The sequence below is a fragment of the Kitasatospora sp. NPDC057965 genome (assembly GCF_042887135.1).
In the GTDB taxonomy this organism is placed as follows: Bacteria; Actinomycetota; Actinomycetes; order Streptomycetales; family Streptomycetaceae; genus Kitasatospora.
Genome location: NZ_JBHVPZ010000006.1, coordinates 222,819 through 236,364, shown reverse-complemented (window position 1 = coordinate 236,364; position 13,546 = coordinate 222,819). Strand labels below are relative to the sequence as shown.

At 74.5% G+C, this 13,546-nt stretch carries 11 protein-coding genes; 7 read left to right on the top strand and 4 right to left on the bottom strand.

Translation table 11 applies throughout. The features are described 5' to 3' along the window. Positions 1-86 precede the first annotated feature (86 nt). Positions 87-770: a DNA-binding response regulator gene (locus tag ACFVVU_RS10100; protein WP_387789077.1), complete on the top strand. Its 684-nt coding sequence runs from the start codon at positions 87-89 to the stop codon at positions 768-770. A gap of 39 nt (positions 771-809) precedes the next feature. Here the strand turns inward: ACFVVU_RS10100 and ACFVVU_RS10095 are convergent, their stop codons facing one another. Both ACFVVU_RS10095 and ACFVVU_RS10090 read right to left on the bottom strand, forming a co-directional pair. After that, a complete protein-coding gene (locus ACFVVU_RS10095; RefSeq protein ID WP_387789075.1) occupies positions 810-1,835 on the bottom strand; it encodes a LuxR C-terminal-related transcriptional regulator in 1,026 nt (341 codons plus the stop codon). A gap of 223 nt (positions 1,836-2,058) precedes the next feature. After that, positions 2,059-3,150: a DUF5937 family protein gene (locus ACFVVU_RS10090; protein WP_380682701.1), complete on the bottom strand. Its 1,092-nt coding sequence runs from the start codon at positions 3,148-3,150 to the stop codon at positions 2,059-2,061. A 100-nt stretch (positions 3,151-3,250) separates the two neighbouring features. Here ACFVVU_RS10090 and ACFVVU_RS10085 point away from each other — a divergent pair, with 100 nt between their 5' ends. The 4 genes from ACFVVU_RS10085 (at position 3,251) to ACFVVU_RS10070 (ending at position 8,112) form a co-directional block, all read left to right on the top strand. Continuing rightward, positions 3,251-3,487 carry a hypothetical protein gene (locus tag ACFVVU_RS10085; protein WP_387789073.1) on the top strand — a complete coding sequence of 79 codons (237 nt, stop codon included), beginning with the start codon at positions 3,251-3,253 and terminating at the stop codon, positions 3,485-3,487. A gap of 72 nt (positions 3,488-3,559) precedes the next feature. After that, entirely contained in the window at positions 3,560-4,138 is a 579-nt protein-coding gene (locus ACFVVU_RS10080) for a hypothetical protein (protein WP_387789071.1), read from the top strand. Positions 4,139-4,312: 174 nt separating this feature from the next. Then, positions 4,313-7,135 carry an SdrD B-like domain-containing protein gene (locus ACFVVU_RS10075; protein ID WP_387789069.1) on the top strand — a complete coding sequence of 941 codons (2,823 nt, stop codon included), beginning with the start codon at positions 4,313-4,315 and terminating at the stop codon, positions 7,133-7,135. Between the two features lie 164 nt (positions 7,136-7,299). Continuing rightward, positions 7,300-8,112: a hypothetical protein gene (locus ACFVVU_RS10070; RefSeq protein ID WP_387789068.1), complete on the top strand. Its 813-nt coding sequence runs from the start codon at positions 7,300-7,302 to the stop codon at positions 8,110-8,112. Positions 8,113-8,209: 97 nt separating this feature from the next. Here ACFVVU_RS10070 and ACFVVU_RS10065 read toward each other — a convergent pair whose 3' ends face one another. After that, positions 8,210-9,502, bottom strand: coding sequence for a right-handed parallel beta-helix repeat-containing protein (locus ACFVVU_RS10065; RefSeq protein WP_380682344.1), 1,293 nt, complete (start codon positions 9,500-9,502; stop codon positions 8,210-8,212). An 85-nt stretch (positions 9,503-9,587) separates the two neighbouring features. Here ACFVVU_RS10065 and ACFVVU_RS10060 point away from each other — a divergent pair, with 85 nt between their 5' ends. Then, positions 9,588-10,799 carry a Dyp-type peroxidase gene (locus tag ACFVVU_RS10060; RefSeq protein ID WP_387789066.1) on the top strand — a complete coding sequence of 404 codons (1,212 nt, stop codon included), beginning with the start codon at positions 9,588-9,590 and terminating at the stop codon, positions 10,797-10,799. A gap of 31 nt (positions 10,800-10,830) precedes the next feature. On the opposite strand, the gene ACFVVU_RS10055 is transcribed toward ACFVVU_RS10060, so the two are convergent. After that, positions 10,831-12,414, bottom strand: coding sequence for an AMP-binding protein (locus tag ACFVVU_RS10055; RefSeq protein ID WP_387789065.1), 1,584 nt, complete (start codon positions 12,412-12,414; stop codon positions 10,831-10,833). Positions 12,415-12,719: 305 nt separating this feature from the next. Between ACFVVU_RS10055 and ACFVVU_RS10050 the strand changes: the two genes are divergently transcribed. After that, complete coding sequence (locus tag ACFVVU_RS10050; RefSeq protein WP_387789063.1) at positions 12,720-13,532, top strand: hypothetical protein; 813 nt, start codon at positions 12,720-12,722, stop codon at positions 13,530-13,532. Positions 13,533-13,546 lie beyond the last annotated feature (14 nt).

Below are 13,546 nucleotides of genomic sequence, written 5' to 3'. Positions count from 1 at the left end.
GGCCGCTCGGGCGGCCACAGACTGGGCCTGCGACCGAAACGATCACCATGAGTTCCGTTCACGGGATCCTCGGGGGAGACCTAGTGATGACCATTCGTGTGTTGGTAGCCGACGAGCAGCTGCTGCCCCTGGACGCGATCGCCGAGGTGCTCTCCGGCGTCAAGGACTTCGAGGTCGTGGGCGCGGTGAGCCGCAGTTCGATGATCGTCCCGGTCGCGGTGCGCCGACGGCCGGACGTGGCCGTGCTGGGCATGGGCACCGCGCAGGGCGGCTTCCGCCTGGTGCGGGAGCTGGGCCGACGGCTGCCCGACTGCCGGGTCGTCATCATGACGGCCAGGCCCACCCGGACACTGGTGGACCGCGCGGTGTCGGCGGGCGTGCTCGGGGTCGTCCCCAAGCAGACGAAGATCCCGCGCCTGGTCGACGCCATCCGGGACGCCGCCGCCGTCGGCAGACCGCCGGGCGCCGGGAGACCGGGCGGAGCGAGACCGGGCCTCGGGGCACCGGGCCTCGGAGGGCCGGCGGCCGGGGAGCCCGAGCCCGCCGTCCCCCCGGCCGTGCCGGCGCCGTTCGCCGAACAGGTGCTGAGCGAGCGCGAACGCGAGATCCTGCGGCTGACCGCGACCGGCGCCTCGGTGAAGGAGGTGGCCCGCGAGCTCTACCTCGCCGCCGGCACGGTCCGCAACCTCACCTCGGGCGCCATGCGCAAGCTCGACGGCCGCAACCGCTTCGACGCCGCCCGGATCGCCTCCGAACGCGGCCTGCTGTAGGCCGCCGTGGCCGCCGGTGGCGGGGCACGGGCGGCACGGTCAGGGCGCCGCCACCTCCGGTGCCCGCTGCGCCTCGTGCTCCAGCAGTCCGAGCCGGGTGGCCCGCACCATCGCGGTGAGCCGGTTGTCGGTCTCCAGCACCCGCAGGATCTCGGCGACGAACCGCCGCACCGTCCGGTCGGAGTACCCGAGGTGCCGGGCGATCGCCTTGTCGGTCGTCCCGGCGGCCATCATCCGCAGCACCAGCAGGTGGGTGCCCGCGAGCACCGGCGCCGAAGCGCCGCCCCGGCGCCGCCGGGTGTACGGCTCGGCCGTCGACCAGCTGTGCTCGAAGACCCGGGTGAACAGCTGGACGAGCAGCCCGCCGTCGATCACCACATTGCGGCGCGCCCCCTCCGTCTGCGAGCGGGTGACCACCTTCTCCTGGTCGACGATGACCAGCCGCAGCGGCAGCGATTCCGCGGTGCGGACCTCGGCGCCCGCCTCCTGGAGCGCGTTGACGTACTCGACGACGTCCGGACTGCCGAGGGCCGAGGCCGGCGCCACCAGCCGGTAGTGGATGCCCCGGCGCAGGAGCTCCACGTCCTCGCGGATGGACGGCTGCAGTGGCTCGCGCTCGGCCGCGCTGGGCAGCATCACCGCCACCTCCGATCGGCTGGACGCATGCAACTCCCAGAGCCTGGAGCGCAGTTGCTCCCGCGAATCGAGCACCTCGACGGTCGGAGCGGGGTCGACGACCGGGCCGCCCCCGGAGGCCGGCGGGGCCAGCAGGGCGCCGGCCAGGTCGGAGATGAGGTCCTGGGCGCGGGTGAACTCGGCCAGCCGCTGCCGCTGGTCCGCGACCAGCTGTCTGAGCACCCGCTGCGGCGGGACGAGCGGCGAGTCCGGATCCCGGTCGAGGAGCCCCTGCTCGGCCAGCCAGTCCACGGCCTCCCGGACGTCCTCGGGGCAGGCGCCGAGCCCCCGGGCGAGCTCCACCGGATCCGCTCGGCCGTCCTCGGTGCGCAGGAGCGCGCGGTAGACACGGTACGCAAAACGAGCGTTGATCCCGGTTGCCGCCGACATCGCCTTGAACTCCAGCCGTAGATCCGGATCGTGAGCGGGAACGCGCGATTGAACACCGGGGAAACCGATTCCCCGGCGTTCGGGTGGCGAGACTACTGCAAGGATTCGCCCGGTCAAGGGTGCCGCGGTTTAACTCCCGGCATACCCCCGAGGGGTGACGAACCATCCGAGGTCGCACCGTGCTGTTCGTCCACGTCGCGGTCCGCCCCGCCACCGGCCGTCGCTACCGCAGGACGGACTCCAGGAAATCGCTGCCGAGCCGGGCGACGGCCGGGAGGTCGAGCTGGTGGAGGACGTAGCGGCCCCGGCGTTGGGTGACGAGCAGACCGGCCTTCCTGAGGACCGCGAGGTGACGGGAGACCTCCGGGGCGGTGATGCCGTACGCGTCGGCGAGCTCGCTCGTCGAGTACACGCCGCGCGCGAGGTTGCGGCACAGCCGCATCCGCATCGGATGGGTCAGCGCTTCGAGCCGCCGCGTGACCGTTTCCACGGACTCGCTGCCGCCGACCTCGTCGGTGGCCACCGGGTACTGGACGACGGGCTGCCAGCCCGGAGCGTAGATGGCGAAAAGGTGCGGCCACCCGAAGACGCTCGGCAGCAGGGTGACGGCCCGGCCGCGGGCCTCGGTGCGCCCGTGCACCAGCTTGTCGGCGACGATCCGGCTGCCCTGCGCGTCCTCCTGGAGGCTCAGCGCCGGCGACGCCGCCGCGAGCGCCTGGGCCAGGCCCTTGCGGCGCAGCAGCTCGGTCTTGTGCTGGGCGTCGGCGGCGAGCTGGACGCGGACCCGGCGCCAGGTCTCGGCGAAGAACGCCCGGTCGCAGTCCTCCAGGAGCCGCCGGATCCAGGCGCGGGTGGCGGTGGGCTCGGCGAGCATCCGCTCGACGAACGCCGCCTGGCGTGGGCCGCGCGCCGCCGCCAGGTCCAGCGCACGGCGCCGCGACCGGGCGTCGACCAGCGGTGACGGCAGGCCCTTGGGATAGTGGCTGGTGCTGCAGGAGATCTCCAGCGCCGCGCCGACGAACCGCTCGTCGTCCATGCGGTCGAGGTCGTCCAGTTCCTCGGCGAGTGTCTCCCGGGGCCGGGTGGGCATCAGGAAGTCGGAGCGTGTCGAACGCCACATGAAGTCGGCTTCCAGTAGCCGGTCGGCCAGCTCAGGCCGGAGCGCGGCGGAGGTCGCCGTCGTCCACGCGTGCAGCCGGGCGTGGTGAGCGGGCTCGGCCAGCGCGTGCAGCGCGCTGCCGAGCTCGGCCAGCGGCGAGGGGCAGAAGGTGATCCGCTCGTGCGGCAGTCCGGTGATGTCTATGGTCACGCTCACCTCCCCATGGTGCCGGACCGGGCGGAGCCGCTGCCGCGTCGTTTGACCAGGACTGTCAATCGACGGGACCTCCGGGGCGGCCTGGGGGCACGGTGATCGCATGAACGCACTGCAGCAGCACCTCCTGGACAGCCACCGGGCCGCCCGGCACGCCGAACCCGCCCCGCCGGTGCCGGGCGCCCGCGACATCGAGGTGCTGCGCGCGGTCCGCGACCACCGCCGCTTCCGGGCCGTGCTCGCCGGTCGCCCGGCCACCGGCCGACTCCGCGCGGCCCTGCGGCGGGCCCTCGGCCGGGATCCGCGCTCCTGGGCGCGGACCGGCTGGTCCGCCGAGTAGCGCCCGCCCGCCGGTGCCGGGGGCGGGTGCCCGGCTATGGCGATGTCGGACGGTTCCGCTACAGTCCCGGCCATGTCCGGGGAACCCGTGGACGGCGGCCCGGCCGTCGAACACGTCAATGAACAGGCACAGGTGACGATCCACCAGTTCCTGGTGACCGCCGACCCGGGCGAGGTGGCGACGAGGCTCGCCACGGAGCCGGGCCCCGCCGCACGGCTCGCGGCGGCCGTGTACCGGGCGTCCGCGCAGACGCACGGCACGGCCGACGCCGCCACCCGGCGGCAGATCCTGGCGCTGGACGCGGCCCGCTTCGGCGACCGGGCGCTCTCCGCCGGCCTCGCCGCCGTGTCCCTCCCGCGGGCGCCGGACACGCGGTGGCGGGTGGACTGGGCCACCGGCTCCGGCGTCCACCCTCGCTTCCTCGGCCTGCTCGGCGCCGCCGCCGGGCCGCCGCCGCTGGTGGACGGCGACGGCCGGCCCGTCGACCTGTTCGCCGTCCGACACCGCGTTCGGGTGTGGGACCTCTCGGGCGACCCGGTCGTGAGCGGGGAACTCGCCTTTCCGGAGCCGGTCGGCGCCTTGGCCGTCACCACGGACGGCCGGGTGCTGGCCGGGTTCGGCCACGATCTGGCCGTGCTGTCCCCGTGCTGACGGTCGAACGGCGCACAGTCCATCGGAACGTCTGATCTGCTGTCAAAGTTCCTGGTTTTCCTGCGAACTTGAGTGATGTCCCTTTAAGCTCCCGTTAACATGGCGGCTTTTCAGCCACACGCGAATGCCCTCGCGGGGTCCGGGCGGAAGGCCCAACTGACAATGAGAGCAGGGATGACAACGACACGTGATCAGGAGTCCGGTGCCGTTCGCGGCCCGGAGCGGCGGTGGCCGGGCCTGCCCGGACGCCGTACCGTGGGGGGCGCCGCGGCGCTGCTCCTCGGCATCGGGGCGTGCTCGCTGCTGGCCGCCCCGGCCGCGTTCCCGCAGGCGGCGGACGGGACGGTGACGGTCCAGGTGATCCGCGCCGTCGACACCGACGGAGTGTGGACGCCCGGGCTGGAGCCCGGGATGGCCGGCGTCAAGGTGACCCTCACCGACGACACCGGTGCCGGGATCGAGGGCACCACGGCGGCGGACGGCACCGTCACGCTGACGCCGGGTACCAAGCTCACCGGCGGCAAGTACCGCGTCCAGGTGGTGAACCCGAAGCCGGGCACGCTCTACCCGGCCTTCGCCTCCCGCGAGGGCCTGGGCGGAAAGCCCAACCAGCTCAGCAGCAACGAGGAGTTCGTCGACGTCTCCGGCGGCAAGAACGCGTCGGTGCTCACCGGGCTCTGGTACCCCGGCGACTACTGTCAGAAGAACGCCACGCTGGTGACGACCTGTCAGGCGGCCTCGCGCGAGGGCGGGACCCAGCGCACGCTGGTCTCCTTCCCGTACAGCGCGCGCGGCCAGGACGGCAAGGACGCCAAGGCGACCAACATCGCCACCAACGCGGAGACCGGCACGCTCTACGGCATCGCGTGGAACAAGGCCGACCGGCGGGTGTTCTCCTCGGCGGTCGCCAAGCGCGCGACGGAGTACGGTCCCGGTGGCGCGGGCGGGATCTACGTGACGGACCTGGCGTCGAAGCAGACGTCGCTGTTCACCACGGTCCCGAACGCCGGTTCCACCGCCCACGGCGCCGGCACCGACGACGGGTTCATCGCGGTGCCGGGCAAGGAGAGCCTCGGCGGCATCAAGGTCACCGACGACGGCAAGGACCTCTTCGTCGTCAACCTGAACGACCGCAAGCTCTACCGCTACAACGCCACGGTGGCCACCGCGGCCACGCCGAAGGCCGTCTACTCCATCCCGGACCCGGGCTGCCCGGCGGCCGGGGACTGGCGTCCGTTCGGCCTCGGCCTGCAGGACGGCACCGGCTTCCTCGGTGGCGTCTGCTCGGGCGAGTCGACGGGCAAGGCGTCCGACCTGCGCGCCGTGGTCCTGCCGTTCGACCTGGACACCGGCGCCTTCTCGGCGGCGATCCTGAACCAGCCGCTGGACTACCCGCGCCAGTCGACCGTCGGAGCGGGCAACCCCTGCGACGGTGCGGCCTGGTTCCCGTGGACCAACGGCTGGCCGACCTCGCAGAACGGCACCCCCTGCAGCACCGGCCTGCTCGCCCAGCCCGAACCCGAGCTGGGCGAGATCGCGTTCGAGACCGACGGCTCGATGCTGCTGGCCTTCCGCGACCGCTTCGCCGACCGCGCGCCGGACGGTGTTCCCTACGCCGCCGTGATGTCGGGCGGTGACCTGAACAAGGCCTGCCTCGCCAACGGCAGCTACGTGATGGACACCAACGAGGGCTGCGGGAAGTCCCCCCGGGGAACCCGCTTCTTCGACACCAGCTGGGGCGGTCACCGCAACACGGCCTTCGCGGGCCTGGCCGACTCGAAGGTCGAGAACACCATCGCGACCTCCGCGTTCGACCCGAACCACGAGGCCCTCGGCTACGGCACCTCGTTCCTCCAGCGGAACGGCCAGCAGGACCCGAAGTTCGGGTTCCGGCTGACCCCGCCCGGCGGTCCGGACCCGTTCGGCAAGGGCGCCTCGATGGGCGACCTGGAGGTGCTCTGCGACCAGGCGCCGCTGCAGATCGGCAACCGCGTCTGGTACGACCCCGAGCGCAGCGGCATCCAGCGCCCGGGCCAGAAGCCGGTTCCCGGGGCGACGGTCAACCTCTACGACGAGGCGGGGAAGCTCGTCGGCACCACGAAGACGACCGATCGCGGTGAGTACTACTTCGACGACACCAACGTCACGGGCGGCCTCAAGCCGCGCACGAAGTACACCGTCCGGCTCGACAACCCCGCCGACTACGCCAAGGGCGGCCCCCTTTACCAGTGGGTGCCGACCGACTCGGACGTCGGCGACAACGCCTTCGTCAACTCGAAGGGTGTCGTCCCGGCGGGCGGGCAGTACGCCGAGCGCGCGCTGACCACCGGCGGTCCGGGCGAGAACGACCACACCTACGACTTCGGGTTCCGCCAGCAGGAGGGCGCGCTGCGCCTGGTCAAGCACGACCAGGACGGCAAGCCGCTGGCGGGCGCGACGTTCCAGCTCTGGAAGGAGACCAACGAGACCGCCGGGCTGCAGAGCACCGGTGACAAGCCCGACGCGAAGGTCGGCGAGCCCTGCACCACCGGGGCCGACGGCATCTGCAAGGGCAGTGGCGTGGCCGGGTCGTACTACTGGCAGGAAGTGAGCCCGCCCGAGGGCTACTCCGCGCCGGAGACCACGGTGTTCGGCCCGCTGGTGCTGAACGCCGACAACCTGGCCACCGGGGTCGAGGTGACGGCCGTCAACAAGCTGAAGCCGACGCCGACGCCGACGGCCACCCCGACGCCGACGCCGACGCCGACGCCCACCGAGTCGCCGACGCCGACGCCGACTCCCACCCCGACGCCGGTGCCGACGCAGACCCAGGCGCCGACGCTGCCGTCCCCGGCCGCGACGCCGCCGGCGCCGGCCACCCCCGCCCCCGGATCGCACCTGGCCAACACCGGTGCGAACGAGGGCATCCCGGTGATGGCGGCCGGGGCGGGCACGCTGACCGTCCTCGGCGCGGTGCTCGTGCTGATGGCACGCAGGCGCCGGGCCCAGCACCGCTAACCTGCCTCCGACGGCTCACTCCCGCCGGGCCCGTGACACGGCCCGGCGGGGTGGCTGCCGAGGCACCAGGGCGGGTCCGTGGACCTCTTGGTCCGCGGGCCCGCCCGTGTGTTGCGCGGGCCCGCCCGTGCCGTTGTGACCGACCGACGAGAGAAGGCATCCGCATGGCCCGGAAGATGGCCCCGAAGACGAAGGCCGCCACCCCCGGGACCGCCCCCGGGCCGGGTCGCCGGACGTACTGGCTCAGGAGCCTGATCGCCCTCGCGGTGTGCGCCACCGCCGTGGGCGGCCTGGTCGCGTACCGCACGCTGTCCGACGAGCCGGGGGAGCGGCCGGTGACCGTCGACGAGGCCGCCCGGCTGGCCCTGTCACGCCTCAACCTGTTCCAGGCCAGCCCGGTCAAGGTCACGCTCGACGCCGCCGAGGGCGGGGGAGTCACCGTCCACGTCGAGGGCGTCGTCGACTACCGCGACCGCCGCGGCACCGGCCGCTACCAGGTCGCCGGGGCGAGCGGCGCGCTCGACCACGGCCTGGTCGTCTGGGACGCCGGCGGCCTCGGGCTCGCCCCCGAACCGGACGGTACGGACGGCCCGGCCTGGCAGCAGGCCGAACGGGTCCCCCGGCAGGGCTGGTCCCCGCGCAGCTACACCGCCGACCCGCTGGACGCCGGGCTCCAGCTGATCGTCCAGCTCGGCGCCGACCGGCCCGACAACCCGCTGCTGCTCGCCCAGTCCGGCGCGCGCTGGCTCGGTCGCGACCGCCTGGACGGCCGCGACCACGACCGCTTCGCCGGCCCGCGCGCCCAGGGCGCCGCACCCGACGGCGAGCGCTCGCCGCTGACCTACTGGGTCGACGGCGACGGCGGGCTGCGGAAGCTGACGATGCGGATGCCGGGCCTGGGCACCCCGACCACGGTCGGGTTCGCCGGGCGGGACGACACCGCCAAGCTCCCCGAGGCGCCCTGGCTCACCGGCTGACGGGCACCCGGCCGGCCCAGCGGTCCGTCAGCCCCGCCGGCCCGTCACCCCGGACAGCCCCGTCGGCCCGTCACCCCGGACAGCCCCCGTCGGCCCGTCACCGCGCCGGCTGCGGCGGCAGCGCGGCGGGGTCCGTCGGCAACGCGTACGCCGCCGGGTCCACCGCCCCCGGCAGACCGGTCGCCGGCCGGCCGGGAGCCGCCGGATCGGCCAGTGACGGCTGCGCGGGCGGGGCCGGCACCTGGCTGAACGGCACGCCGGGCGGCGCCTGCACCGGGGCCGCCCGCCCGGCGGCCAGCGGCCCGTGCGCCGGCCCGCCGCAGGCCGCCGCGGCCTCCAGCCCGTCCGGGTTCTGCGTACCGGGCCGGTTGCCGCTGAAGCAGTTGCCCGGGTCGACGGAGGCGAGCACCAGGTCGGCGCCGTTGCCGTCCACCTGGTTGCCCTCGACCCGGTTGCCGCTCGCCGGGTGGCCCGCCGGGTCGGTGACGATCACCCCGGCCGCGCGGTTGCCCCGGACCAGGTTGCGCTCCACCCGGTTCGCCGTGCCGCCGCCGATCCCGATGCCGATGCCGAAGGCGCCGTCCGCCTGCTGGGGCGAGTCGGCGGCGTTGTTGTCGACCACCACGTTGCCCGCGATCACCGCGGCGTGCTGCGGGGCCAGCGCCTCCAGGTCGTTGGAGTTCACCGTCACGCCCACCCGGTTGCCCGCCGCGCGGTTGCCCAGGATCGACAGCTCGTCGGAGGCGTTGGTCAGCTCGATGCCGACCGCGTTGCGCTCCACCGTGTTGCCGCGCACCAGGGTCTGGCACGGCTTGCACTGGCCGACGTAGATGCCGGAGTCGGCGTGCCCGGAGGCGTAGGACTCCTCGATCACCCCGGCGCGCGCGTCGAAGGCGTAGATGCCGTACAGGCCGTTGTTGTAGGCCGTTACCCGGGTCGCCCGGAAGCCGACCACGGGCGGGAAGCGCTGGGTGTCCAGCGGGTCGTACGCCGAGCCGCCCGCGCCGCGCTGCTGGAGCTTCTCGTCGGTGACGCCGGTGAACAGCACGCCGTTGGCCAGGTAGCCGTGCACGGTCAGGTTCTCCACCACCGTGCCGGCGCCGGTGGCGGTGATGCCGTTGACCAGCTTCATCCCGCCGTCGAACACCACCGTGGAGCGGTCGGTGCCGCGCACCACGATGTTCGGCTTCGCGACCCGCACGCTCTCGCGGTAGGTGCCGGGACCGATCAGCACCGTGTCGCCCTCGCGTGCGACGTCCACCGCCTTCTGGACGGTCGGGAAGTCCTCCGGCACGCGGACCACGCTCCCGGCCGGGTGCTTGGCGTCCTCCGCGGCCGGACCGGAGGAGGAGCACCCGGCGGCCGCCAGGACGACCGCGAGGGCGGACACGGCGGCGACGGCGGTCCGACGGGATGATTGACGATCAGGAAACGTGATTTGCATGGCACGTGTTCTATCGTCTCCAATAGGGCGCATGCCCACCGGATCGGAAAATGCCACGTCGTCGAACCCCTCCGCCGCGTCCGGCGTCGGGCGGCGACGGGCACTGCTGGCGGCCGGGGCGGCGCTCGCCGCCGGTGTCGGCGCGACGGTCGCCGATCTCGCGGGCAAGGACCGTGCGGCGGACCGCGGCACCACCGGTGCGCCGCGGCCCGAGGCACCGATACCCTTCCACGGCGTCCGGCAGGCCGGGCTGACGGCCCCGCAGCTGCCCGCGACCAAGCTGCTGGCCTTCGACCTCCCCGCCGCCGCCACCCCCGCGGACCGCGAGGCCCTGCGGTCCCTGCTCACCGCCTGGACCCGCACCCTGGCCGCGGCGGCCGGACCGTCCGCCGACCCGCGGCTGCGCGCCGACGAACGCGCCCCCCGGCTCACCTCGCTGGTCGGCCTCGGCCCGGGCCTCGCCGCCCGGCTCGCCCTCGCCGTCCCCGCCGGATTCGCCGAGCTGCCGCCGTTCCCCGGCGACCGGCTCGACGAGGCCCGCAGCGGCGGCGACCTGCTGCTCCAGCTGTGCGCCGCCGACCCCTGGACGCTCGCGGTCGTCGCCGAACTCGCCACCGCCGCCGCCCGGGGCGCCGGCGCCACGCCCCGCTGGGCGCAGTCCGGCTTCCTGCCCCCGACCGCACCGGGCACCACGCCCCGCAACCTGTTCGGCTTCAAGGACGGCACCGCCAACCCCGACGAGGACCAGGCCCGCCAGTGGGTCTGGGGCCCGCCCGGGCCGCACGAGAACGCCACCGTCCTGGTCTACCGGCGGATCCGGATGGACACCGCCGCTTTCGCGGCCCTCGCCGAGGAGCAGCAGAACCTCGCCATGGGCCGCCGGATCGGCGACGGCGCCCCGCTGACCGGCACCGCCGAGCGCGACGAGCCGGACCTCTACGCCAAGCACCCCGACGGCGCCTACGTCATCCCCAACACCGCCCACGTCCGCCTCACCGGCCCCCGCCTCGACGGCGGCGCCCGGATGCTGCGCCGCGGCTACAGCTACGACGACGCCCCCGGCGACCGCGGCCTGCTGTTCTGCGCCTTCATGCGCGATCCCGCCCAGTTCACCCGCGTCCAGAACCGCCTCGCCGAGCGGGACGCGCTCAACCCCTTCCTCGAACACAACGCCTCCGCCGTCGCCTACGTCCTCCCCGGCGCCCCGGAGGGCGGCACCCTCGGCGACCGGCTCTGGGCCTGACGGACCCTCACCCGGGGGCGGGGGAGGGCGTTCAGCCCGTGGCGGCCTCACGCAGCCGCTTCTTGTCCGGCTTGCCGACCGGTGTCAGCGGAATCTCGTCGACGAGGTGGAGCACCTCCGGGGCGTAGATCCGGCCCTTGCGCGCCGTGACGAAGGCACGGAGCTCGGCCGGCCGCGGGTGCTGCCCCGGGGCGGGCACGACGGCGACGTGCACGTGCTCCGCCTCCTGGTCGTCGCGGACCCCGAAGACCGCGCAGCGCGCGACCGCCGGGTGGGTGAGCAGGAGGTCCTCCACCTCGGACGGGTAGACGTGCCCGCCGACCACGATGATCAGGTCCTTGGCCCGGTCGGAGAGGTAGAGGTAGCCGTCCTCGTCGAAGTAGCCGACGTCGCCGGTGTTCAGCCAGCCGTCGCGCAGCACGGCGGCGGTGAGGTCGGGCCGCTTCCAGTAGCCGGCCATGACGGTGCCGGAGCGCAGGTGGATCTCGCCCTGTTCGCCGGTGGGCAGGTCGGTGCCGTCGAGCGAGCGGATCGCCACCTCGACACCCGGGACCGGCCGCCCGACGGAGACCTGCCCGCCCTGGCCGGTCCGGTCGTGCTCGCGCGGGGTGAGTACGGAGATCAGCTGCGTCTCCGACGTCCCGTAGATGCCGACCAGCACCGGCCCGAACACCCGCAGCGCCTCGCGGATCCGGGTCGGTGAGGAGGCGCTGCCCCCGTAGAGGACCTGCCGCAGGCCGGACAGGTCGGTGCGGCCGATCGCCGGGTGGTCCAGCAGCTGGTGGAGCAGCGGCGGCAGCACCCAGAAGTCGGTGATGCGTTCGCGCTCGACGGCGGCCAGGACCGCGCCCGGTTCGAAGGAGCGCTGGAGGACGACCGTGCCGCCGCGCCGCAGGGTCAGGTCGGCGAGGATCCCGGCGAGGTGGGCGAGCGGGGTGGCGACGAGCAAGCGCGGCGGTCCGTCGGCGGCGTCGCTGCCGATCGGGGCTTCGAAGACGTGGCGGTAGGGCCCGTGCAGGCTGAGGATGCCCTTCGGGATGCCGGTGGTGCCGCCGGTGTGGCGGATGTTGAGGTCGTCCTCGGGGCCGATCCGGACGTCCGGTGGCTCGGCGGGCTGCCGGGCGGAGGCGGCGAGGACGTCCTCGCCGACGGCCGTGCCGGAGCCGGCGTCCGGCCCCGGGCCCAGGGTCAGCACGGTGGGAACGTCGATCAGCGGGAGCAACTCGGCGGCGGAGGCGTACCGTTCGGCGTCCACGAGCAGGATCGTGGTGTCGACGCTCGCGGTGATCTCGGCCAGGACCGGGGCGCTCATGCCGTCGTACAGGTTCACCACCCGGGCGCCCGCGAGGCCGGCCGCGTACCGGGCGGCCAAGGCTTCGGGGGTGTTGCCGGTCAGCAGGGTCACGGTGGTGCCGCGGGCGGCGCCCCGGGCGATCAGCTCGTGGGCGAGTCGGCAGCTGGCGGCGGCGAAGTCGCCGGAGGTGATCACGGTGCCGTCGGCGTCGACGACGGCCGGCCGGTCGGGGCCGGATGCGAGGGACCGGAGGATCAGGGCGGGGCCGCTGACGAACTCCGCGTCGCCCATGGCTACTTCTTCCTTGTAGTTTGCAACCATGGGCCCAGGCTAACCCCGCCCCGGCCGCCGTACCGGGCGCCTCCGACGGGTATTCGGCCGGAAATCTCCGCGATAGGGCGCATTGGTGAGGGGTCGTCAGCGTGCCTCCGGGGCCGGCGCCGCGGGCGGGCCGATCCGGTGAAAGCCGCCGCTGAACAGGTGGATCCGGCGGCCGGGGCCGCTGGCGGGGCGGGCGGCCGTCAACACATGCGGGTGCGCGCTCGGGGCCACCACCCTTCCTCCGGGGCGCTGCGCTCCGAACGAGAGGAATCACCCGAATGAGATCCGGCAAGAGGTGCACCACGGTGACGGTCCGACCGGAGCCCCGGCTCCGCCGTCCCCTGCGGCGGGCGGCCCCCGGCGCGGTGGCGGTGGCGGCGGTGCTCGCCGTCGGCGTCCCGTCCGGCACGGCGTCCGGCACGTCCGCGGCCCCGTCGCCCGGTCGGGCGACCACCGCCACCGCGTCCGCGTCCGCCTCCGCGACTGCGACCGCGACCGCCACCGCCACCGGGTCCGCGCGGAGGCCGGACCTGACGCTCACCAAGACGGCGACACCGGCCATCGTGACCGGCGCCGGGCAGACCGTGACCTTCACCCTGCGGGTCACCAACACCGGGAACGCCCCCCTCACCGGCGTCTCCGTCAAGGACACCGCCTTCACCGGCGAGGGCGCCGCGCCGGTGATCTCCTGCCCGTCGACCGCCCTGGCCCGGGAAGCGTCGATGACCTGCACGGCGACGTACGTGATCACCGGCCCGGACCTGAAGCAGGGCCGGGTCGACAACACCTCGGTGGCGATCGCCAAGGCGCCCGACGGCAGCACGGTGACCTCCGCCCCCGCGTCGGCGGCGGTCACCGCCGGGCTCGTCGGCCGGCCGCCCGGCTCGCCCTCCCCGTCACCCTCCCGGACGGCGACCGCCTCCCACCACCTGACCCACGTGCCCTCCCGCACCCACGCCGCCGTGCCGCCGACGACCGGCGAGCCGTCCGCGGAGCACGCGCTCGCCGAGACCGGAGCCGGCACCCGCACCCTCCTCGCGGCCGTCGGTGCCGCCCTCCTGATCGCGGCGGGCACTCCGCTCCTGCTCGCCGCCCGCCGCGCCCGTCGCCGGGACTGACCCCGCCGGAGATC